The organism is Roseovarius gaetbuli, from assembly GCF_900172365.1.
GTDB classification, from domain to species: domain Bacteria; phylum Pseudomonadota; class Alphaproteobacteria; order Rhodobacterales; family Rhodobacteraceae; genus Roseovarius; species Roseovarius gaetbuli.
The window spans coordinates 36,587-57,791 of record NZ_FWFJ01000011.1 but is presented as its reverse complement, the minus strand read 5'-3'; the positions used below and the strand labels follow the sequence as shown (position 1 = coordinate 57,791).

Genomic DNA, 21,205 nt, shown 5'->3' with positions numbered 1-21,205 from the left:
CGCAATTGACGCGGATCAATCCGGCACCGAACCCGAATTGATCTTGATCATCCGCGCGCCAAAGCAACGGTCTAACATTGTTCTGGATCAGTGCGCCGAGGACAAAACCAGACATGCCAGAGGACACCATCATCAAGTCAGAGGCGGCGGCAAAAGCCGCAAATATGGTCGACTACGCAGCCACCTATGACAGCTTTCGCTGGGAGGACGCGCGCCGCGAGATTGATGGATTGCCGGGCGGGCACCTCAACATCGCCTATGAGGCGATTGAGCGGCATGTCGCGGCCGGTCACGGCGCGCAGGTGGCGCTGCGCTGGATCGCGAAATCCGGTGAGCGGACCGATTACACTTATCTCGAGCTGTCGCAGCTGACCAATCGCTTTGCCAACGTGCTGCGCAGTCACGGCATTGAAAAAGGCGCGCGGGTCTATTCGCTGTTGGGGCGCACGCCCGATCTCTACATCGCGGCGCTTGGCACGCTAAAGGCGGGCTGCGTGTTCTGCCCGCTGTTTTCCGCATTTGGCCCAGAGCCTATTCGCGCGCGGATGGAGATCGGCGGCGCGAATGTCCTGATCACCACGGCGCGGCTTTACAAACGCAAGGTCAGCGCCCTGCGCGATCTGCTGCCGGATCTGCGCCATGTGTTTCTAAGCGATGGCATGGCAGAGGGCACCGACCAACTGTCGCCCCTGATGGAGGCCGCCTCGCCCGAGTTCACCGCCGAACCGATGCACCCCGAAGACACCGCGCTTTTACATTTCACCTCTGGCACCACCGGTAAGCCCAAGGGCGTGGTGCATGTGCATGACGCGGTTGTGGCCCATCACATGACCGGGCGCCTCGCGCTCGACCTGAGGCCCGGCAATACCTATTGGTGCACCGCCGATCCCGGATGGGTGACGGGCACCTCCTATGGCATCATCGCGCCTCTGAGCAACCGCGTGACGATGATAATAGACGAGGCTGAATTTGACGTGGCCCGCTGGTATGACATCCTCGACCGGGAAAGCGTGAACGTCTGGTACACCGCGCCCACAGCGATCCGGATGCTGATGAAGGCGGGCGTTGAGGCCACCAAAGGGCATGATTTCTCGTCCCTGCGGTTCATGGCCAGTGTCGGCGAGCCGCTGAACCCCGAGGCGGTGATCTGGGGCAATGACGTCTTCGGCATGCCATTCCACGACAATTGGTGGCAGACTGAAACCGGCGGCATCATGATCGCCAATTTCGCCGCGATGGATGTCAGACCCGGCTCGATGGGCAAGCCGCTTCCGGGGATCAGGGCGGGCATTGTCGAGGTGACAGAGGATGGCCTTTGCGAGGTAACCAAGCCTCTGGCGATAGGCGAGCTGGCGTTGCGCCCGGGCTGGCCGTCGATGATGCGCGGCTATCTGCACGAAAATGCGCGGTATGAAAAATGCTTTCGCGACGGCTGGTATCTCACCGGCGATCTGGCGATGCGCGACAGTGACGGGTATTTCTGGTTCGTGGGCCGCAGCAATGACCTGATCAAAAGCGCCGGCCACCTGATCGGCCCGTTCGAGGTTGAAAGCGCGCTGATGGAACACGAGGCCGTCGCCGAGGTCGCCGTCATCGGCGTGCCCGATGAAACGGCTGGCGAGCGGGTCAAGGCCTTTGTCGGGCTGAAACCGGGCTATGCGCCCACCGAAGAGTTGATGCTTGAGCTAAGCGGCCATGCCCGCAAACGGCTTGGCCCCGCCGTTGCCCCGAAAGAAATCGCGTTTCGCAAGAACCTGCCGAAAACCCGAAGCGGCAAGATCATGCGTCGCCTGTTGCGGGCGCGCGAATTGGGCCTGCCGGAAGGCGACATATCGACATTGGAAAGTGATGAGCAATGACAGCGCCCCCTCTCAAACCCCGTCTCGATCATGACCACGTGCGCGACCTGCTCAAGGCGATGATCCGCATCCGCCGCTTTGAAGACAAATGCGCAGAGCTATATACCCAACAGAAAATCCGCGGCTTTCTGCATCTCTATGACGGGGAAGAGGCGATTGCCGCGGGCATCATCCCGCTTCTGGGTGCGCAGGATCGGGTGGTGGCGACCTACCGCGAGCATGGTCATGCCCTGGTGCGCGGCATTGCGATGAGCCACATCCTGGCCGAAATGTACGGCAAGGCCGAGGGCTGTGCCGGGGGGCGTGGCGGCTCGATGCATCTCTTTAGCCGCGATCACCTGTTTTACGGCGGCAACGCCATCGTGGGCGGCGGCTTGCCGATGGCCGTGGGCCTTGGTCTCGCCGACCGGATGGAAGCGCGCGATAGCGTGACGGCCTGTTTTTGCGGCGAAGGCGCCGTTGCCGAGGGCGAGTTTCACGAAAGCCTGAACCTTGCCGCGCTCTGGGGGCTGCCGGTTCTGTTTGTCTGCGAAAACAACGGCTATGCCATGGGCACAGCCCTGAGCCTGTCTGAATCGCAAACCGACATCAGCGCAAAAGCCGCCTGCTATGGCATAGAGAGCGCCTCGGTCGACGGCATGGATGTCGTCGCCGTCGAGGTCGCCGCACGCCGCGCCCTGCGCCACATCGCAGAGACCGGCCAACCCTATTTCCTTGAATGCCGCACCTATCGCTTTCGCGCCCATTCGATGTTTGACGCCCAGCTTTACCGCTCCAAGGAAGAGGTGGCGGAATGGCGCGAAAAGGGGCCGATCCTGCGGTTTCAGACATGGCTTGATCAAAACGGGCTGCTGCATTCGGATGAGGTCTCAAAAATCATCGTCGAGATCGACGAAGAGATCGCCACGGCCGTCGCCTTTGCCGAGGCCGGGACAGACGAGCCGCTGGAAAGCCTGACGCGGTTTGTCATGTCGCCCGAGCGCCCGGCCCCGCCCGCGCCCGTTAAACCCGGCCCGATGATCCCGACCACCTATCGCGAGGCCGTCCGCGGCGCAATTGTCGATGCCATGACGCGCGACCCCAAGGTGTTCTTGATGGGTGAGGATGTCGGCCATTACGGCGGCTGCTATGCGGTCAGCAAGGGCCTGCTGGATCAATTCGGCCCCGAGCGGATTCGTGACACGCCCCTGTCGGAATCCGGCTTTACCGGGGCCGGGATCGGCGCGGCAATCGCCGGAATGAGCCCGATCGTCGAGGTGATGACGGTCAATTTCTCGCTTCTGGCGCTGGATCAGATTCTCAACACCGCCGCCACCCTGCGCCACATGTCCAACAATCAGTTTGGCGTGCCGGTGGTGATCCGCATGGCGACGGGGGCCGGCAAACAGCTTGCGGCGCAACATTCGCATTCGCTTGAGGGCTGGTATGCCCATATTCCGGGATTGCGCGTGCTGGCCCCCGCCACGATGGAGGATGCGCGCGGCATGCTCTGGACCGCCTTGCAAGACCCTGATCCGGTGCTGATTTTCGAGAACGTGATGCTTTATAACCGCGAGGGCGAGATTGCCGAAAACGCCGGTCCCGTCGATATCGACCGCGCCGCGATCCGGCGGGATGGCAGCGATGTCTCGCTGATCACCTATGGCGGCTCGCTGTTCAAGGCGCTTGAGGCCGCCGATCAGCTGGCCGAGGCGGGCATCTCGGCAGAGGTCATTGACCTGCGAAGCCTGCGACCGCTCGACATGAAGACGATCATCGCCTCGGTCACCAAGACCCGCCGTGCGGTGATGGTCGATGAAGGCTGGAAAAGCGGAAGCCTCGCGGCAGAGATCGGCATGCGGCTGGCCGAAGACGCCTTTTACGACCTCGACGCGCCGCTTGCCCGCGTCTGTAGCCAAGAGGTGCCGATCCCCTATGCACAGCACCTCGAACAGGCCGCAATCCCCCAGACCGCGCGGATCGTCGCGACGGTCAGACAGATAATGGACACCACGCCATGAGCGCATTTCTCATGCCCTCGCTTGGCGCAGATATGGAGGCCGGAACCTTGGTGGAACAGTTGATGTCGCCCGGCGACAACGTAAGGCGCGGCGATGTAATCGCCGCTGTCGAAACCCAGAAAGGCGTGATCGAAATCGAGGTTTTCGAGGATGGCGTGCTTGAGGATTGGCTTGTCGATCCGGGCACCAAAGTCCCGGTCGGCACGCCGCTCGCGATGATCCGCTCAGCGGCAAACAGCGCCGCCGACCCGGACACGCCAGAACCCGAAGCGCCCCAGCCGCATGATCCCAAACCCGCATCTGTGCCGCGCGAAGACCCTGCGCCGCACGATCCTGCGCCTAAAGGGCCGGGCCCGGAAGTGCCGGCGCCAGAGGGGCCCTTCCCCGAAATCCCGATGCCCGAAGACCGCGCCCGAAGCGAGGTAAAGCCGATCCAATCCCGCCCACGCATAAGCCCGGCGGCGCGCCGTCTGGCGGCGCAGACCGGGGTTGACCTAAGCCGCCTCGCCCCCGGCGCGGCTAGGCCGATCACCCGCTCGGACATCGCGGCCATGGCCAAGCCGAAGCCCGAGGCGCAAAGCGACATGCGCGCCGCCATCGCCGCCGCCATGAGCCGTTCCAAACGCGAAATCCCGCATTATTACCTGTCCCATACCGTCGATCTGACCAAGGCAGAGGCCTTTATCACCGCCGAGAATGCCACGCGCGCGCCGGATGAAAGGTTGCTTTTGGGCGTGCTTTATCTCAAGGCGCTTGCCCGCGCGGTGAAAAAGGTGCCGGAAATGAACGGCACGTTTGAAGAGGGTCACTTTCATCAAAGCGAGGCGGTGCATGCGGGTCTTGCCATCGCGCTGCGCAGCGGCGGATTGGTGGCCCCGGCCCTGTTTGACACCGACAGGCAAAATCTTGACGACCTGATGACGTCGATGCGCGACCTGATCGCGCGGGTGCGCGCCGGGCGCTATCGCGCGCGCGAGTTGTCAGATGCCACGATCACCCTCACCAGCCTTGGGGATCGCGGCGTGGATCAGCTTTACGGCGTGATCTATCCGCCGCAGGTGGCGATTGTCGGGGTCGGAACCCCGGCCCTGCGCCCCTGGGTCGAGGGCAAGAAAGTCGTACCGCGCCTCACCGCCACACTCACGCTTGCAGCCGATCACCGGGTCAGCGACGGCCGCCGTGGCGCGCTGTTTCTCAGCGCAATCGCCAAGCACCTGCAAGATCCGGAAACGCTATGACAGAGACAAACATTGACGCCGCCCTCGCCGAAGAACTTCACCGCATCGCGCCTGATATCGCGCTGGATGACATCGACCGCACGCAGGATCTGCGCGAGGAATTCGATATCGATTCAATGGATTTCCTGACCCTCGTCACCGCGCTTGGCAAACGCTTTGACCTCGACATGCCCGAGGCCGATTATCCGAAAATGCAAAGCTATGACGCCTTGCTGGCGTATTTGCGCAGCAAAATGGCATAGGCGGCAAATCGGCCAATCACTCGGACACAAGCGCCTCGATTTCCGTGCCTTCCGCGATCTCTTCCGCGGGGTGTAGGATCACGGTTTCGCCCGCCTCAAGCCCGCTCAGGACCTCGGCAAAAGAGGTGTTGCGCCGCCCGATCTCGAGGCGTCTCAGGCGCGCGGTGGTTCCCTCGGCCACGAACACCGCCCAACTGTCGCCTTGCCGAAAGACGGCACTCAGCGGCACGGCAAGAACATCGTCGCTTTCCCATTCAACCGCGCGCAGGAAAACCGAAAACCCGTCGCCAAGCTCGGGGCGTTGCTCGGGCGGGGTTATCAGGTCAAACACCACATCGACGCGCTGTTCTTCGATGCCGAGGGCCGAAACCTTGGTATAGGCCGACGGCTCGATCTTGGAAATCCGCGCCTCAAGCGGGTCATCGCCGCCCCAGCGTTCGACAATCGCGCGATCGCCCAGATCAAGGCGGACGGCATCGGTCGACAAAAGATCGGCGACAATCTCAAGGTCATCGGGCTGACCCACCGACAAAAGCCGCATGCCCGCAACGACGGGGCGTTCGCTTATGACGTCGATCTCAAGCACCCGGCCATCCGTCGGCGCGGTGAGTTGCAGGCAACAGCTCCCCTCGCCGTCGCCGCCCGCGTCGCCCGGTTCGATCAGGGCCGCGCGGGCGCGTTCAAGCGCGCTATTGGCCATCTCAAGCCCGGACACGGCGGCGGTTTCGGCGGCGCGTTTCATGCCAAGCATCTGTTCTGAATCCTCAAGCCGCATCTGCGAGGCCACACCGCGTTCGACAAGGGCCTTGCTGCGGTCGTATTCGCGCTGCGCATGGGTCAGATCCTCTTGCGCCTCGCGCACCCGGCTGCGGGCGACCTGAAGCGCGGCCTCGGCTTCGCGCACGGCGGCCTCGGCCTGAATGCGGCTGCGCGGGTCAAGCAGGTTTGAGGAAAGCGGCTCGACCACGGCGACCACGGTTTGCCCGGCAATCACCCGGTCCCCGACCCGCACCGGCGCGCGCAGCGCAGTGCCGGTGATCGGCGACGAGACCTCGTAAACCTCGCGAATGCGGGTTTTGCCATCGGCATTGATCGTCACCTGCATCGGGCCACGCGTCAGCCTGTGCAAATCCACCGCAACGGGATCGGTGTGCAGCGTGACATAAACCAGCGAAGCAACAATCGCCGCACCGATAAAGCCAAACACAAAATTGCGCGATGTCAGGGCCATTTGTCTTACTCCCGTGTTTTCATGACCTGAACAAGGTCAAGCTGATCAAGTCGACGCCGCACAATCAGCGACGACAGCAGTGACGCCGCCAGCACGATAAGGCTGGCGCGGGCAAATCCCGAAGGCTCAAGCACGAGCGGGATCGCGTAAAGGTCGCTGCTCGACCCCCGAACCAGGGCCGCCGCGATGCCCGAGCCCAAAAGCCAGCCCAGGGGCTGTGCCAGCACCGCAAGGATCATGGTTTCGCCGATCAGGATGAAGGACACCTCGCCACGCGTGAACCCCAGAATACGCAGGCTGGCCAGTTCGCGCGCCCGCTCCGAGAGCTGAATGCGCGCGCCGTTATAGGCGACGCCAAAGGTGATCAGCACCGCGATCACCAGATAGATCGTGGTCATGATTGTGACGTTATAGCTGATCGTGTCCTGAAAGGATTGGCGCATTTCGGTGGTCATCACCAGACCGCCAAGCTCTGGCGTGCTTTTGAGAACCGCGTGCAAGGCCGGGATCTGGCGGCTATCCAACAGAACGTTTGCCGCCGAAATCCGCGGCGCCTGCCGCAACATCGCATTCAGGGTTTCAAGATCCATATAGGCGCCAAGGCCGACATATTGCGTCACGATGCCAACCACGCGCACGCGGTGCGTCTCGGCGCGCCCGCCCTTGAATTCGGCCTCGATCACATCCCCGACCCGAACCTCGAGCTGTGACGCCAGACGGCGTGACAACAAAATCCCATCCTTGGGCGCCGTGATCACGCGACCGGCACTATCGACGACGCGCGCCAGATCAACACCAGGGCGGTGCGCCTCGATGGCGACGTCCTTTTCAAGGTGGCCATGGCGCAGGATCGCGGCCTGAAACTGCTGGCCCTCGGCCACAAGAACGCCGGGCAGATTGGCAACCGCCGCAAGCGCGGTTTCCGGGATATCAGGGGCAAAGAACAGCGTGGCATCCTGGCGGTTGGTTTGCTGAAAGGTCTTGTCGATCATCGCGTCCAATGCATCCTCGAAAAAGCTCGACGCGATCAGAACCGCAACCGCAAGCGCCAGACCAAGCGAGGTAAACCCAGAGCGCAGCGGCCACCGCATCAGGCTGCGCAGGATCATCATCATCGGCTGTGACAGGTGCAGGAGGGCCAAAAGACGATCCAGAACCGTCCGCTTGAAGCGCGGCGGCGCGGGCGGCGCCATCGCCACGGCGGGGGGCAAACGCGCAGCCCCGAGGGCGCTTTTGCTTGCGCCCACCGCCACGCTGACAAGCGCCAGAACCCCCGAGATCGCATAGGCGTTAAAGGACATCCGATAGACCAGATAGGGAAAGTCGAAGAAGTTGGCATACATCTGCGCCACCGCATGCGACAACCACGTGCCCACGCCCCAGCCCAGAAGCGTGCCGGCAACCGCGATCAGCCCCGCCAGCAACAGGTAATGCAGGCAGACCTCGGCGTTGGAATAGCCGATCGCCTTCAAAAGCCCGATTTCGGCCCGGTCCAGAGCGATGATCCGACCGATCACCATGCTGACGAGAAAGGCCGCGATACCATAGAAAATCGGCGGCAGGATCATCGCGCCGGTGCGCTGCTGTTCGATCTCGGCGTCGATAAAGCTATGCGAAATCTGCTGGTCGCGACCAAAGGCCCCAAGCCCGCCATAGGGCTTGAGAAGGTCATCCACCCGGTCGATCACGTCCTGTTCACTGGCCGAGGGGTCAAGCTTGAGCGACACGCTGTTGAAGGCGCCCTGCATGTCAAAGGCGGCCGACACCGCGCGTTCGGACATCCACAAAATGCCAAAGGTCTTGTTGTCGGGCAAAAGGGCGCCGGGACCGATGGTATAGATGAACTCGGGCGACAACAGCATGCCGGTCAGGGTAAGTTCGCGCTTCTGCCCGTTGAGATTGGCAAAAAAGGTATCGCCGAGGCGCAAGCCGTTGGCGCGCGCAAAAGGCTCGTTTACCGCCACCTCGTCGCTGCGCGTCGGCGACGGAAGCCGCCCCTGACGGACGATCGGCAGGTTCAGCATCACCTCGCCGTTGACCGGCAGCGACAGGATGCGCCCGGTGATCGTTTCAAGACGGCCCGGAACATCAAGGATCACATGTTCGTCCACCCGCGCCGCGACACTGCGCACGCCGTCGATATCGCGCATCGCCGCGACAAGCGATTGCGGCGCGCGATTGGCACTGGCAAAGACATCGGCAAACCGGTTGCGCTGATAATAGGCGGCACGCGTATCCTCAAGCGCGCCATACATCCCATAGGTGGTCAGCAAGATCGCCACCCCGCAGGCCAGCACAAGCGCAATCGCGATCGCCTGCGCCCACAAGCGGCGAAAATCGCGCAGCAGCTTTTTATCGAGCGCGCGCATCGGACCGATCACCACGAAATCTCTGAGGGCGCGATCTGTGCCTCGTTCACCTCGACCCGCGCCACGCGCCCGTCCTGAAAGTAGATCACCCGATGCGCCATTTTGCGGATCATCGCGTTGTGGGTGATCACCGCCGTCGTGGTGCCAAGGGTGTCGTTGATGGCCTTGAGCGCCTCAAGCACCTGCACGCCGGTCTTGCTGTCAAGCGCGCCGGTCGGCTCGTCACAGAGCAAGACCTCTGGCCGCTTTGCAATCGCGCGGGCGATGGCGACGCGTTGCTGTTCGCCGCCCGACATCTCGGCCGGGAAATGATCCAGCCGATGCCCGAGCCCGACCATCTCAAGCGCCTCTTCGGCGGCCATTGGATCACGCGCGATATCGGTCACAAGCTGTACGTTTTCGCGCGCGCTCAGGCTTGGGACAAGATTGTAGAACTGAAAGACAAAGCCGACATGATCGCGCCGATACCGGGTCAACCCCCGGTCGCCAAGCGCGGTCAGCTCCAGATCGCGAAACCAGACCCGCCCTTCGGTGGCATGATCAAGACCGCCGAGAATATTCAGAAGGGTCGATTTGCCACTGCCAGATGGGCCAAGCAAGACGCTCAACTCGCCGGCAAAAAGCTCAAGATCAATCCCGGCCAACGCATGAACCTTAAGTTCACCCGTATCATAGACCTTGGTCACGCCTTGGGTTCTGAACACGATTTCGGGCATCGTTCCTCCTTGTGGCTTCACACTAGCCCGCCCGCCGGTTCGGACCTTGATGTAGCGCAACCGCCCGGTCCTAAATGCGTGGCGGCAGAGGCCATTTGCGACCGGGCAAGCGGTTTTGAGCCATTCCCCCCTGACGCAGATCAATGCAACGCGCCGATGCCATGCCTATGGTGCAGACGCTGCGCCGCGCAAGATGTTTGGGCGGCTCCCTTTTGCGACAGGAAAAACCATGGCCAAAACCACCCCAAAGCCGGTTGCCAATCTGCCTGTCACGGTCACGGCAAAGCCCGACGAGATTGTACCACGGCCCGTGGCGCATCCGCACAAGAACCTTGACCGGTCCATTCGCGCCGCGCTTGCCCATACAACGGGGGGTGTTTCGCCCTATTCGGTGTCACAGGCCTGGAACGACTGGGCGCTGCACCTTGCCCGCTCGCCCGGTCGCCAGCTCGAGCTTGCCGAATGCGCCCAGACCAACGCCCTCAAGATGATGTTCTATGCGACCGGCGCCCTGAGCGGCAAAGACACGCCCGCCCCCTTCGCCGCCAAGCCCCATGACCACCGCTTTGCCCATGACGCCTGGGACAATCCGCCGTTCAACCTTTGGAAACAAGGCTTTCTGGCAGTGCAGGACTGGTGGGATCACGCCACCGACACCACCCGCGGGCTTGATCCGCAGGATGCAGAGCGCACCCGCTTTCAGGTGCGCCAGATGCTCGATCTGATGTCGCCCTCCAACTTTCCCGGCACCAACCCCGAAATCATCGAAGAGACCATCCGCGAGGGCGGGCGCAACCTGATCGAGGGCGCCAGCCATTTCACCGAGGATGTGATGCAAACCCTCACCCAGACCCACAAACCCGCGCCCGAGGGCTATCAGATCGGCACCGATCTGGCCTGCACGCCGGGCGAAGTGGTGTTTCGCAATGACCTGTTCGAGCTTATCCAATACACGCCCAAGACCAAGACGGTGCGCGCCGAGCCGGTGCTTTTCGTGCCTGCATGGATCATGAAATACTATATCCTCGACCTGTCACCGCAGAATTCGATGATCAACTATCTGGTTGGCCAGGGCTTTAGCGTGTTCATGATTTCGTGGTGCAATCCCACGGCGGATCAGGCCGACTTGTCGCTTGAGGACTATCGCAAACGTGGCGTTCTGGCGGCGCTTGACGCGATCAATGCGATTGTGCCCGATCAAAAGGTCCACGCGAACGGCTATTGTCTTGGCGGCACCCTGCTTGCCATCACGGCGGCCACCATGGCGCGAGACGGCGACGACCGGCTGGCCTCGGTCACGCTGATGGCGGCGCAGGTGGATTTTGCCGAGGCGGGCGAGCTTTTGCTGTTTGTCGACGAAAGCCAGGTCGCCTTTGTCGAGGACATGATGTGGGAACAGGGCTATCTTGACCGCCCCCAGATGACGCGCACCTTTGCCTCGATCCGCGCCGAGGACCTGATCTATACCCGCGCCGTGAACCGCTATTTCCTTGGCAAGGACGACCTGCCGACGGATATCACGGTCTGGAACGGCGATACCACCCGCATGCCCGCGCGCATGCATTCAGAATACCTTCGCGGGCTGTTTCTGGAAAACCGGCTGACGGCGGGGCGGTTTGCCGTCGAGGGGCGGGTCATCGCCCTCAAGGATATCGCCGTGCCGATGTTCGTCATCGCAACCGAATCCGACCACATCGCGCCATGGAAATCGGTTTACAAGACCCAGCTCTTCACCGATTGCGACCTGACCTTCGTCTTGACCAAAGGCGGCCACAACGGCGGAATCCTGAGCGAACCCGGCCACCCCGGCCGCCATTTCCGCATCGGGCACAGGGCACCGGGGGCGCTTTATCGGGGGGCTGATCGCTGGCTTGCCGCGCACCCGAGCGAGCCCGGATCATGGTGGCCGAAATACGCCGCCTGGCTTGGCCGGAAGAACCCGCGCAACAGCCCCCTGCCCCAAATGGGAAATCCCGACGCCGACCTGGCCCCGCTTTGCCCCGCGCCCGGAACCTATGTTCACCAGATGTGAGGCGCGCGAAGGTCAGGTGCGTGGCGCAAAACGCGCTTTTGCCGGATTCTTCATGACGTTCTGCTTTGCAAATTACGCCACCAGGTTTTGGCGGGTCGCCTCGCAGTCAACGTGCCTTGGCTGATCGAAAAGCGAATAAAATTAGGATGTCACGCAACGCCCCACCAACGCAACGTCTGTTGGCAGTGAAATCGGATTGCATGCTCAGCGGCACCAACGTCACGGCCTTCCAGGGCATCAATGATTGAAAGGTGCTCTTCCATTGCAGATACGATGCGGTCTTGAACAAACGGGCGCGCGTTCTGGATGATGGCAATGCGCATCCGATTGGCGTCATAGGCGGCCGCAAGCTGGAGATTGCCGAGCCCCTCGACCAGATAGTTGTGCAACGCCAGGTCAACTTGAATGGCCTTTGCCGGAAGATCGTTTTCCGCGCCATTGTGGGCCGCGTGCAACATGTCATCGTGCAGCGCCCGCAGGGGTTTCAGCTCCGAAAATGCACCGTCAGCGATCCGCCGTCGTGCGCCTTCCATGTCCAATACCATCCGAAAATCGAGACAGTCCCGAATGGTTTCGGGGCGCGCTTCCATAACTTGAACGCCGCGTTTCGGAAATGTGGACACCAAACCGAGTGCGCTGGCCTGCTTGACGGCCTCGCGGATCGCCGCAATCGGGCAATCAAGCATGTCGACCAGTTGCGTCATCGACAGGAACTGGCCGTCTCGCAATTTCCCCGTTCGAAGCGCGGCCCAAAGCGCATGTTGCGCTTTTTCCGCTGAGGGTTGGCCGTCAGTATGCTGACTCATTTGTTTGCCCCGCTGCGACATTATCAACTAAGTCGGCAAAGTGTTAACTGAGTTATTTGATAGTATATTACGTAAGATACCTAGTAACATTTCAGTTGCAAGTTCAATTTGGACAGACACCTGCAGAGAACCGAAATTCTACCCGATTGCCGGGTTCAGGGAGAAAAAAATGGCTTCAATTGATGACGCGCACGTCGCGCATGGCGGTACGATGGACCCGGACGGAAACATACTCAATCCAGCCGGTGCCGACGAAAAAACCTGGGGGTGGTTCGCCATCTTCAACATCTGGGCAAACGATATTCAGTCGCTCTTCGGGTATTCCCTTGTGGCATCGCTGTTCATTTCGTTTGGCGTCGGTGGATGGACAGCATTCGCAGCTTTGATCACAGCCGCGTTTTTTGTCATGTGGATGGTCAACCTGTCTGGTGCTGCCGGTGAGAAATACGGCATTCCCTACCCGGTCTTCGCCCGCGCGAGCCTTGGAACTCAAGGCGCAAAGCTCCCTGCTGTTCTTCGCGCGGTTGTGGCGGTGTTCTGGTACGGCGTTCAGGTCTATTTTGCCTCGACCGCGCTCGCCCTGCTGATCCGTTCGCTCACAGGTACAAGCGGCGGAGCCGAGTTCCTCGGGCTTACAGGTATCGACTGGATTTCCTTCATAATCGTCTGGGGTTTTCATATCGTTGTTTTCTGGCGCGGGATGAATTGGGTCGAGACTTTCCTGAACATTGCCGGCCCGTTTGTGTATCTGGTGATGATAGGCCTTGTGGTTGTGCTTTGGCAGCGCTCTGACGGTCAGCTTCTCTCGGCCACAGCGACGATCTTTGCCAATCCCGAAGGCACGGCCTGGACAGAGTTTAAAGGGTTCATCGCCATCGTTGGCACGATGGTCGCCTATTTCGCGGCTGTCATGATCAATTTCAGCGACTTCTCGCGCTATGCCAAGGACAAGCGGACGATGAAACTGGGCAACCTGGCCGGTCTGCCGTTCAACATGATTTTGTTCTCGGGACTGGCGCTTCTGACGACCGGCGGGGCCGCAGTGGTCTATGGCGAAGCAATCATCAATCCGACAGAAATCATCGGGCGCACCGACAGCGTGCTTCTTGGAGTTATTGGCGCGATTACCTTTTTCGCCGCGACGGTCGGGATCAACTTGGTTGCAAACTTCGTTCCAGCGGTCAACGGCATCGCCAACCTGTCCCCCGAGAAGATCAGCTTTCGCAAGGCCGGCTTGATCACATCACTGTTTGCCCTGGTGATCGGCGGATTGTGGGTAAGCTTCATCAGTCAGGTTGGCATCAGTGGATTTGTCAACACGCTCGGCGCAGTGCTCGCACCGATCTTCGGCATCATGATCGTCGACTACTATGTCCACCGTAACGAGCAATTGCGTGAAGCAGATCTCTACAACATGGAGAGCGGCATCTATCACTACGACAACGGCTGGAACAGCGCCGCCGTCAAGGCGTTCGGTGCGGCGGCGATCTTTTCTGTCGCGACCGTCTGGATCCCGTGGTTCGAGATACTGTCTGGCTTCAACTGGGTAATTGGCGCCCTGCTTGGCGGCGTAATCTATCACGCATTGGCCAAGGACCACGTGAAGGTTTGACCTTGGTCTGGCCGGTGGAGCTTAGCGCTTTGCCGGCCAGCCATCTGGCTGGATTGAGCTCATTCTCATGCACCAGTGGTATGGCGCGAAGGTCAAAGTGACCTCACGTTCCACACGTCAGGCGGCGGCCTGACGGGCGCTGTATCGCAGGCCCAACGCGACCTTCGCGATTTGCCCAAGCAGCAATGGCACAAGGCTCATTGCGAGGATCAGCACCCACGCAGGAGCGTCCGGCATGTTCAGGTCAAGCGCCTCGGCCACGGGGGGGATGGCAAGGGCGGCAATCAACGAGACGGTGCTTAACGCCAAAGCCCCCCAGACAAAGCCGTTGCGGGTAATTTCATTCAGGAACAGGCCCGACCTTGGGTCACGCATATTGAAAACATGCCAAAGCTGCGCAAAGGCAAGCGTCAGGAAAGACACCGTCACCGCGGCCTCGGGCGGCATGCCCAGATGGCTTTGGGCCACAAGAAAGGCCGCAAGGGTGGCGGCGGCGATGCTCACGCTCTGAAAGACGATGGCGAACCAGATCGAGCCCGTGACGATCGGCTTTGCGGGATCACGCGGCGGGCGGTTCAGGACATTGTCGCGCCCCTCACCGACGCCAAGGGCGAAGGCGGGGAAAACATCCGTGACAAGATTGAGAAACAGGATTTGCAGCGGCATCAACGGCAGCGGAAGCCCGACAAGGATCGCCCCGCCGATGACCAGGATTTCACCGAGATTGCACGACAGAAGATAGCCGACAAAGCGCTGGATATTGCGGAAAATCACCCGCCCCTCGTGGATGGCCGCCACGATTGACCCAAAGGCATCGTCGCGCAGCACCATCGCCGCCGCCTCGCGTGCAACCTGTGTGCCGCGCAGCCCCATCGCCACGCCGATATCGGCCTGTTTGAGGGCTGGCGCGTCGTTCACCCCATCCCCGGTCATGGCCACGATATGCCCGGCCTTTTGATAGGCGGTGATCAACTCCAGCTTTTGGGCGGGGCTGACGCGGGCAAAGACATCCGCCCGGCGCATGCGCTCAAGCTCGACCTCGGACATCTCGGCAACCGGGGGCATGTTTGCGCCTTCGATCACCACCGGCTCGCCCCTGGTCAGGGTGACGGCCTTGGAGATATTCCTGGCCGTCACCGCATGATCGCCGGTCATCATGATCACCCGGATGCCAGCCGAGCGGCAATGTTCAAGCGCCAGCGGAACCTCTTCGCGCGGCGGGTCAAACAGCCCGAGCAACCCCAGAAAGGTCAGCCCCGCATACTCGGCATCCTCGGCTGCGGCCAACCCACGTGTCGCGACCGCCAGAACGCGCATCCCGCCTGCGGCCATCTCATCGGTGCGCGCGTTCCAGAATGCCAGTGCCTCACCGTCAAGAGCAAGCAATGCGCCCTCGGGGCCGCGCATCTTCGAGCACGCCTTGAGAACGGCCTCGGGCGCGCCCTTGACCCACATGACAAGCCCGCCATCCGACTGATTGACCGAGGCCATCAGCTTGGTCGTTGAATCAAACGCAATTTCAAGCCGCCTTGGATGGCGAGCCTGACACTCCTGTTGCGACATCCCGTTTGCCTGCGCGCCAATCAGCAACGCCTGCTCCAACGGGTCGCCGGTATGCTTGGCCTCGCCATCGCCAAGCTCGGCATTGTTGCAAAGCACCGAGGCCATGAGGATATCGTCAAGACAGGCCCGATCCGTCACCGCGCTCTCGCCGGGCATTTGCGCCACGAACCGCCCGTCATCGGGCGCCAGAACATAGGCCCCGTCGGCGCAGTCGATCCTTTGAAGCACCATGTTGTTTTCGGTCAAGGTGCCGGTTTTATCGGTGAAGATCACGGTGGTCGCGCCCAGTGTTTCAACCGCCGACAAGCGTTCAATCAAGGCGTTGTGCCGAGCCATGCGCCACATCCCGCGCGCCAGTGCCATTGTCGCCACCACAGGAAGCCCCTCTGGGATGGCCGCAACCGCAAGCGCGATCGAGGCCTCGATCATCAGGAATGGATCGCCCCCCTTGAACACGCCAAGCGCCCCAAGGGCGGCCACGACGACAAAGGTGAATTTGATCAACTGACCGCTCAGACGTTCAAGCTGTCGCTCCAGCGGCGAGCGCTCGGGGGTTGCGGTGTCGACCAGCTCGGAGATCCTGCCAAGCTCGGTATTCACCCCGGTGGCAACCACTACGCCGATGGCGCTGCCGCGGCTGACGGATGTGCCCTTGAAGGCCATGCACGACCTGTCGCCAATCGGGCAATCCGGCGCGACGGCGGCGGTGGATTTGTCAACGGCGAGGGATTCGCCGGTCAGGGCGGATTCATCAATCGCGAGGTTTGATGCCTCCAAAAGCCGCAAATCCGCCGTGACGACATCACCGCCCTCAAGCACGACGATGTCACCGGGCACGATGTCCACCGCAGGCCGCAGAACAGAACGCCCATCCCGGCGCAGACGCGTGGTAAGGTTGCCCAGCTTGCGCAGCGCCTCCATCGAGCGGGCGGCGCGCCATTCCGTGGTAAAGCCGATGATCGCGTTGAGAACCAGGACCAACCCGATGGCGATGCCCTCTTTCCACTCGCCAAACGCCAGGGCAATCACCGCCGCCGCCAGCAACAGCAGAACAACCGGGCTGTCGAACTGGTGCAAGAGCACCTGCGCGGCGTTCTTCGGCTTTTTGGTGGTGATCTGGTTTGGACCGACGCTGGCCAGCCTTGCCCCGGCCTCGCCCGATGTCAGCCCCTCGGCCAGCGACGTCTTGTATAGAGCGGTAATGTCGCGCACGCTCAGAGCATGCGGCACCGAGGTCAAGACGCCCGCGTGATGCGGATCGGGCCGTTTGTGCGTCATGTCTTATCCTTGTGCGGCCATACGGCAAAGACGAATCGACCTCGCCTTGGTGCGGCGGATCAGGGGCCAGAGCACTCTATCACCACGCCGCCGGGGTGATTTGCGGCAAGTCAATCTTTGCCCTCGCCGGGAAAGCCGGTTCTTCCCATGAAAACAGCCATCGTTAAGGTGGATTTCTGCGACATTCCTTGTATAGCTGTGGCGAAACAAAGAGTTTGATCCAATGGATAAATCCGAGAGCCTTGCCATCGCCCGAGACTCGCTCTTGCTGCGCAGCCTGCCGGTTGGCGTGGCCGACAGCCTGTTATCGGACGCCGTTTTCAGGGATGTGTCGCGCGGCGAAACGGTCTTTCTCCAGGGCGACCGGGCGCAGGTCATCCATGTGGTTCTGGATGGCTGGGTCAAACTTTACCGCGTGTCCCCCAGCGGGAACGAGGCCGTGGTGAATGTCTTTACCCGCAGCCACAGCTTTGGCGAGGCGGTGGCGTTTCGCCAACAGCCCTACCCGGTGTCCGCAGAGGCGGTGACCGATTGCACCTTGCTGCTGATATCGGCGCGCAGCTTCATCTCGATCCTCGAACACGAGCCCGAGCTAAGCCTCGCGGTCATTGCCTCTACGTTTCAGCACCTTCATGATCTTGTCAACCAGGTCGAACAGATCAAGGCCCAGACCGGGGCGCAGAGGGTTGCCGATTTCCTGATCGGTCTTTGTAAATGCCATGACGGCTCCTGCGAGGTGACCCTGCCCTATGACAAGGCGCTGATTGCCGGGCGCTTGGGGATGAAACCCGAAAGCCTGTCGCGGGCCTTTTCCAAGCTCAAGGCGGTCGGTGTGCGCGTGTCGCGCCACCAGGCCACGATTGATGACATCGAGACATTGCGGGATTACTCCGAGAAAGACCCCGCCGATTCATGGAGCAAACCCCTGTGAGCAGACTGGAAAACGCCCTTGCGGCGATTGACGCCGCCAATGCGCATGACCCCGACACAAGCCAGGGCCACCCCGCAGCACAGCTTTACGGCCAGCGGATGAGCGCCGAACTTGACCGGCTTTTCCCCGCCGCCTCCGAGGCTTTGAAAATCGCGGCGCGGGGTCAGCATATCGAACGTTGGGTGTTGAAAAGAAAAGACTTTCCCGAAGGGCGCGACGGCTATCTAAGCTGGCGCACCGCCTTGGCGAAACATCACGCCACCCGCGTGGGTGAGATCATGGCCGACGCAGGGTATGACAGCCAGGACATTGAAAACGCACAGAAAATGATCCGCAAACAAGGGATCAAACGCGACCCGGAGGTTCAGGCGCTTGAGGATGTGATCTGTTTCACCTTCCTGAAATGGTATTTCGCGCCCTTCGCCCCCACGCAAACCCCGGATAAACTTGAGACCATCGTCACCCGGACCGCGAAAAAGATGTCCGCAGAGGGGCGCGCACGGGTGTTGAAGGAATTCGACCTGCCCGAGGATTTGGCGGCAAAATTCGCGATCTGACGCGGCGCTAAAGCAGGCCCGGCAACAGGTAAAGCCCCAGCAAGAGCAAACAGAACACCCCGAGCGATATAGCGAAGCCGCGCCGCCAGAACGGGGCCGCGTCAAGTCTCAGATAAGTCGTCAGGATGATCCGCGCCTTGAGCCAGGCCAAGCTCAGGACAAGCATCCCCGCGCCGGCCTCAACCTCGCGCGGCCAGTGCCAAAGCGAGATCGCCGTCGCCCCGAGGCTGAGGCCGATAAGCGCGCCCCAGGCGCGCAAAAGAGGGTCGCGGATCATGGTATCACCGCAGCAGGTAAAGAACCGGGAAAAGGATCACCCAGACCAGATCGACCATGTGCCAGAAGGCCGCCCCGGCCTCGATATTGCGAGGAGTGTCTTTCCATGCGACCAGCAGCAAGACCAGCACCCCGGCCACCACATGCGCGGCGTGAAAGCCGGTCAGCAGGTAATAGAAGGTGAAAAACGGATGCGTGTCCCAAGTGATGCCCGCCGCCGCCTTCCCCGCATAATCAAAGCCCTTGATCAGCAAGAAGACCACCCCAAGAAGCGCCGCCGCCACAAGAGCAAGACGTGCCGGGCCGCGCTGCGCATCCTCGCGCAGGCGCAGCGCCCAAGCGGCGAGCGCGCCACTGGTCACCAGCACCACGGTGTTGACCCCGGCCCCGGTGCGATAAAGCGCGTCCTGCGCGGCACCAAACCCAGCGGGATCACTGGCCCGCACCGCCAGAAACGCCGCCAGCCCGGCGCCAAAGACCAGAAGCTCGCTGACAATCAGAACCCAGATCATCAGGTCGCCCGGCAGGTCGTCAAACACGCTCGCGTCACTCATCCCCCAACCAACTCGCGATAGATCAGAGGCAAGGCCTCGGTCAGGCGTTCCGGGTTGGGGATCACGTGAAACCCGCCCCGTCCGAACATCCGCGCGAACCAGCTTTTGGCCTGTTTGTCGACGGTGATGCCAAAGACCGACTGCCCGGCACGGCGCGCCTCGCGCACTGCCATGGCGGTATCTTCGATCCCGTGGCGGCCCTCGTAGTGGTCAAGATCGTTGGGCTTGCCATCGGTGATAACCAACAGCAGGCGGCGTTTCTTGGATTGCCGGGCAAGCTCGGCCGAACAATGCCGGACGGCCGCACCAAGCCGGGTGTAAAATCCGGGCTTGAGCGCGCCAATCCGGCTTTCGATCAGACCATTCATCGGCTCGCAGAATTCCTTGCAGGTCTGGATATAAACCCGGTCGCGCTTGAGCGACGAAAACGCGTGGATGGCAAAATCATCGCCGCAGGCGTCAAGCCCCCAGGCCAGGGCCGCGAGGGCCTCGCGCTCGATATCAATCACCGCGCGATCGCCCACCGCACTTTCGGTCGAGCGTGAAATATCCAGCAGGATCGACACCGCCAGATCACGCGCCTGCGGCCGGGTCTGGCGCCAGATACGTTCACTGCCCGCACCATTGGCCAGAATATCGACCTGCGCGCGCACCGCGGCCTCCATATCAAGCTCGTCACCGTCAAGCTGCGCCGGGATCGACACGCGCCCGGGGCGCAGCGCCTCGAACTGGCGTTTGACATGGGTGATGCGGCGCATGGCGCGCGGGTCGTCGCGAAAGGTCGGCACGCCGTCGCCCGGCGGGGCGGTGCTATGCAAAACCCGCACATGATCGGGCAGGTACACGCCAGTGCGCACGTCCCATTCGGGATACATAACTTTGCCGGAAAGCCGTTCACGATCAACATCTTCCGGGGCAAGGTCAAGGTGAAGCTTTAACCGGGTGGCCGGGGCCTTGGAAATTTGACCAAGCCCGATTTCATCCTGATCGTCGGCGGCCTTTTTGGCGCTATCAGGGTCGTCATCATCGACCCGCCGGTTCAGGTTCAAAAACTCGGCCCAACTCAGGATCGCCTCGAATTTATGCAGGATCAGACTGTCGCGGCGCTCGGCCTGATCGGCGTTGCGGCGGCGCGCGCGGTGGGTTCGGTCACTGCCCTCTTCGGGAGGGCCTTCGGTGTCTCGGCTCTCAACCTCGCTGCTGGCCGAGAGGATCAGCTCGCGCAGGTCGGGCCAGAGCGGCACCGGCTGAAACGAGCGATAACCGCGCGGCGCGGTGATTTGTGACAGATCGCCCGTGTCGAGCGCGGTTTTGAAGGTCTGCGCAAGCGCCGACAGGTCTGAGCGCCCCCCCAGAAAGTGGCGCACCAACGCCTCGACCGCCTGTTCATTGCGTGGCAGGTTGTTGGCGTGCCGACTGTGCAGCGTGGCCGAGGCAAGCCCGGAGTGCAAAGCGCGCAGGCCCGGCGCAGCCGCAAGCGCGGCGCGGGTCATCGCGAGGGCAGAGCGCATCGCCAAAAGGTCCGCGCGCAGGGGATCGCCATCAAGGACATGCGCGGGTGCATGGGCCACTACAGCCGTGAGCCAAAGATAGAGCGCCCCGTTGGTGGCCCGGTCCGGAAAGATCGCAAGGCGCTCGGGAAGGCGCAACACCTCGCCATCAAAGCTGGCGCGCGCGACAAGCTCGGCCTCGGTCCCCAGACGGCGCAGGAATTTAAGACGGTGCTGGCTGACCTCGGGCGAGACCGCGCGGATTTCGACCGAAGGCGCGCCACCCAGCCCCCGAAAAAAGACTGCCAGCCGCCCGCTGACCTCAGAGAGGTCAACCGCGGCTCCGTGATGCACAAGTGGTGCATCGAGGCGACTGGCAAAAGCGTGCCACAGTTTCCCGATGGTTTCTTCGGGCTCCCATGGCTCAAGTTCGATCCGGATCATGGCCATG

The 21,205-nt window shown here is 61.8% G+C and carries 16 protein-coding genes; 8 read left to right on the top strand and 8 right to left on the bottom strand.

From position 1 onward, the window contains the following. Positions 1-113 precede the first annotated feature (113 nt). The 4 genes from acsA to ROG8370_RS07705 are packed head-to-tail and all read left to right on the top strand — an operon-like array spanning position 114 to position 5,339. Positions 114-1,859: an acetate--CoA ligase gene (gene acsA / locus ROG8370_RS07720; RefSeq protein ID WP_085826504.1), complete on the top strand. Its 1,746-nt coding sequence runs from the start codon at positions 114-116 to the stop codon at positions 1,857-1,859. Beyond that, positions 1,856-3,859 (top strand): pyruvate dehydrogenase (acetyl-transferring) E1 component subunit alpha, encoded by a 2,004-nt coding sequence (gene pdhA / locus ROG8370_RS07715; protein WP_085826503.1) that lies wholly within the window; start codon positions 1,856-1,858, stop codon positions 3,857-3,859. The genes acsA and pdhA overlap by 4 nt, the downstream gene beginning before the upstream one ends. Next, positions 3,856-5,097: a dihydrolipoamide acetyltransferase family protein gene (locus tag ROG8370_RS07710; protein WP_085826502.1), complete on the top strand. Its 1,242-nt coding sequence runs from the start codon at positions 3,856-3,858 to the stop codon at positions 5,095-5,097. The genes pdhA and ROG8370_RS07710 overlap by 4 nt, the downstream gene beginning before the upstream one ends. Continuing rightward, positions 5,094-5,339 carry an acyl carrier protein gene (locus ROG8370_RS07705; RefSeq protein WP_085826501.1) on the top strand — a complete coding sequence of 82 codons (246 nt, stop codon included), beginning with the start codon at positions 5,094-5,096 and terminating at the stop codon, positions 5,337-5,339. Before ROG8370_RS07710 ends, ROG8370_RS07705 begins: the two co-directional genes overlap by 4 nt. Positions 5,340-5,355: 16 nt before the next feature. Here ROG8370_RS07705 and ROG8370_RS07700 read toward each other — a convergent pair whose 3' ends face one another. The 3 genes from ROG8370_RS07700 to ROG8370_RS07690 are packed head-to-tail and all read right to left on the bottom strand — an operon-like array spanning position 5,356 to position 9,655. Further along, positions 5,356-6,570: an efflux RND transporter periplasmic adaptor subunit gene (locus ROG8370_RS07700; protein WP_085826500.1), complete on the bottom strand. Its 1,215-nt coding sequence runs from the start codon at positions 6,568-6,570 to the stop codon at positions 5,356-5,358. Positions 6,571-6,575: 5 nt separating this feature from the next. Continuing rightward, the gene (locus tag ROG8370_RS07695; RefSeq protein ID WP_245827259.1) at positions 6,576-8,951 is read right to left on the bottom strand and encodes an ABC transporter permease; all 2,376 of its coding nucleotides are present in this window, start codon (positions 8,949-8,951) and stop codon (positions 6,576-6,578) included. Beyond that, positions 8,948-9,655 carry an ABC transporter ATP-binding protein gene (locus ROG8370_RS07690; protein WP_085826499.1) on the bottom strand — a complete coding sequence of 236 codons (708 nt, stop codon included), beginning with the start codon at positions 9,653-9,655 and terminating at the stop codon, positions 8,948-8,950. Before ROG8370_RS07690 ends, ROG8370_RS07695 begins: the two co-directional genes overlap by 4 nt. A gap of 229 nt (positions 9,656-9,884) precedes the next feature. On the opposite strand from ROG8370_RS07690, the gene ROG8370_RS07685 reads away from it, so the two are divergent. Further along, positions 9,885-11,687 carry a PHA/PHB synthase family protein gene (locus ROG8370_RS07685; protein WP_139838069.1) on the top strand — a complete coding sequence of 601 codons (1,803 nt, stop codon included), beginning with the start codon at positions 9,885-9,887 and terminating at the stop codon, positions 11,685-11,687. A gap of 149 nt (positions 11,688-11,836) precedes the next feature. Here ROG8370_RS07685 and ROG8370_RS07680 read toward each other — a convergent pair whose 3' ends face one another. After that, a complete protein-coding gene (locus ROG8370_RS07680) occupies positions 11,837-12,493 on the bottom strand; it encodes a GntR family transcriptional regulator (protein ID WP_085826537.1) in 657 nt (218 codons plus the stop codon). A gap of 169 nt (positions 12,494-12,662) precedes the next feature. Between ROG8370_RS07680 and ROG8370_RS07675 the strand changes: the two genes are divergently transcribed. Further along, positions 12,663-14,105 carry an NCS1 family nucleobase:cation symporter-1 gene (locus ROG8370_RS07675; protein WP_085826498.1) on the top strand — a complete coding sequence of 481 codons (1,443 nt, stop codon included), beginning with the start codon at positions 12,663-12,665 and terminating at the stop codon, positions 14,103-14,105. Positions 14,106-14,222: 117 nt separating this feature from the next. On the opposite strand, the gene ROG8370_RS07670 is transcribed toward ROG8370_RS07675, so the two are convergent. Continuing rightward, positions 14,223-16,946, bottom strand: coding sequence for a cation-translocating P-type ATPase (locus ROG8370_RS07670; protein ID WP_085826497.1), 2,724 nt, complete (start codon positions 16,944-16,946; stop codon positions 14,223-14,225). A 223-nt stretch (positions 16,947-17,169) separates the two neighbouring features. Here ROG8370_RS07670 and ROG8370_RS07665 point away from each other — a divergent pair, with 223 nt between their 5' ends. Then, the gene (locus ROG8370_RS07665) at positions 17,170-17,877 is read left to right on the top strand and encodes a Crp/Fnr family transcriptional regulator (RefSeq protein ID WP_085826496.1); all 708 of its coding nucleotides are present in this window, start codon (positions 17,170-17,172) and stop codon (positions 17,875-17,877) included. Then, positions 17,859-18,434 (top strand): DUF4202 domain-containing protein, encoded by a 576-nt coding sequence (locus ROG8370_RS07660; protein ID WP_085826495.1) that lies wholly within the window; start codon positions 17,859-17,861, stop codon positions 18,432-18,434. The genes ROG8370_RS07665 and ROG8370_RS07660 overlap by 19 nt, the downstream gene beginning before the upstream one ends. A 7-nt stretch (positions 18,435-18,441) precedes the next feature. Here the strand turns inward: ROG8370_RS07660 and ROG8370_RS07655 are convergent, their stop codons facing one another. From ROG8370_RS07655 to ROG8370_RS07645, 3 genes are read right to left on the bottom strand one after another with little or no spacing between them, the layout of a single operon-like run. After that, complete coding sequence (locus ROG8370_RS07655; protein ID WP_085826494.1) at positions 18,442-18,711, bottom strand: hypothetical protein; 270 nt, start codon at positions 18,709-18,711, stop codon at positions 18,442-18,444. 4 nt (positions 18,712-18,715) lie between these two features. Then, positions 18,716-19,264: a cytochrome c oxidase subunit 3 gene (locus ROG8370_RS07650; RefSeq protein ID WP_085826493.1), complete on the bottom strand. Its 549-nt coding sequence runs from the start codon at positions 19,262-19,264 to the stop codon at positions 18,716-18,718. Next, positions 19,261-21,198 carry a nitric oxide reductase activation protein NorD gene (locus ROG8370_RS07645; RefSeq protein WP_085826536.1) on the bottom strand — a complete coding sequence of 646 codons (1,938 nt, stop codon included), beginning with the start codon at positions 21,196-21,198 and terminating at the stop codon, positions 19,261-19,263. Before ROG8370_RS07645 ends, ROG8370_RS07650 begins: the two co-directional genes overlap by 4 nt. Positions 21,199-21,205: the final 7 nt, after the last annotated feature.